Origin of the sequence: Bartonella sp. MR90HLJMH, assembly GCF_042194115.1 — a bacterium.
Taxonomy (GTDB): Bacteria; Pseudomonadota; Alphaproteobacteria; order Rhizobiales; family Rhizobiaceae; genus Bartonella; species Bartonella grahamii.
On record NZ_JBHIMM010000034.1, the window covers coordinates 1 to 1333 of the forward strand.

2 protein-coding genes are annotated in these 1333 nt (G+C 47.2%); both read left to right on the top strand.

Annotated elements, in window-relative coordinates:
• Positions 1-252: tail protein X (locus ACFIJ9_RS08610; RefSeq protein ID WP_375636779.1), on the top strand; the 252-nt coding region annotated here is incomplete at its 5' end.
• Entirely contained in the window at positions 252-1253 is a 1002-nt protein-coding gene (locus ACFIJ9_RS08615; protein ID WP_375636781.1) for a phage late control D family protein, read from the top strand. The genes ACFIJ9_RS08610 and ACFIJ9_RS08615, both read left to right, overlap by 1 nt.
• The last annotated feature ends 80 nt before the right edge of the window (positions 1254-1333 follow it).

Here is a 1333-nt window from a genome sequence, read left to right on the forward strand (position 1 = left end):
AAGATACCAGAAAAGCATGTTGTTGTAGAGCTAGAGGATATGAGTCTTGATCTTATCTGCTTTCACCATGCCATGGCTGTGTTCAGAGACCGCATCCAAGTTGGGGCACTAAACGGTTATTTAGAAGCCACACTAGAAGCCAATCCAGAGATTGCCAAATATGGTGTGTTTTTACCGCGGGGCTTAACGGTTATTCTGCCTGAGTTTGTGTTGTCTAATCCCCAAAGCATGGTGAAGCGGTTATGGGATTAATGCGCACACACCCTTTTATTGTGGTCAAGGTAGGAGACAAACCTGTTCATGAGGTTTTTTACCAGCGTCTTTTAACCGCAACTATCACTGACCATGCCGGTAATGAAGCCGATACATTTGAAGCAGAGTTTGATGATAGTGGCAATGATTTAGAGGTTCCACAAACGGGCAACGCTCTGCAGGTGATCTTTGGCTATGAGAACAGCATCAGTGCTTTTATGGGGCGTTTTGTTGTCGAATCGGTTGTAAGTTGTGGTGGCAGTGATGGAGAGATTTTGCGCCTTTGTGGCAAAAGTGCCTCGATGCGTAAAGAGCTCAAAGAACAGGTGAGTGAGCATTTTGATCACAAAACTGTTGGGGAGATTGTTGAGACACTGGCCAAACGCCATGGCTATCAAGCAAAGGTCAGTCCCCAGTTCACTCAACAAACTTTGCCTTATGTGATTCGCACAGATCAATCGGCTGTTGATTTTCTAACCCGCCTTGCCGACCGTATGCAGGCACGCTTTTTAATCAAGGACAATAAGTTTTTATTTTTAAGCGGTGACAATTTACCAGCACTCGACATCCATAAGCACGACTGTTCCAACTGGGAGTTCACGTTAGAGCCACGCACGCAATATGGCACTATTGAAGCTTCTTATTTTGATCGCTCACAAGGGCAGCAATGCCAAGTCAAGCATCAGACAGGGGTTAGCGGTCCCGTGCGGCGTCTTCGCACTTGTTACACTTGTGAGGAGGAAGCACGAGCTGCTGCTGCTTCCGAGTCGGACAGGTTGTGTCGTGCTGTGGGCAGTGGTTCTTTGACCCTTGCGGGGCGACCAGAAATCATGGCGGATCAACCTCTGCTTCTTCAAGGGTTTCGTGGCGAAATCAATGGTCCATGGAAAGCCGCAACCGTCACCCACTGCTATGAAAAACAAAGCGGATACACCACAGAAATTACACTCGAAGCGCCAGACAAGGGAAACAAAACAAGAGAAAAGGAAACCTCTGAGTGACAGAAAATCAAAGGGACAACTTGACCCTTTGATCGGTCGTGATGAGGAATAGGTGCAACTTGCACCAATTGCATGAGTAC

Coding starts and splice junctions, on each gene's coding strand:
- ACFIJ9_RS08615 (WP_375636781.1), top strand. CDS start 252: ATGCGCACACACCCTTTTATTGTGGTCAAGGTAGGAGACAAACCTGTT.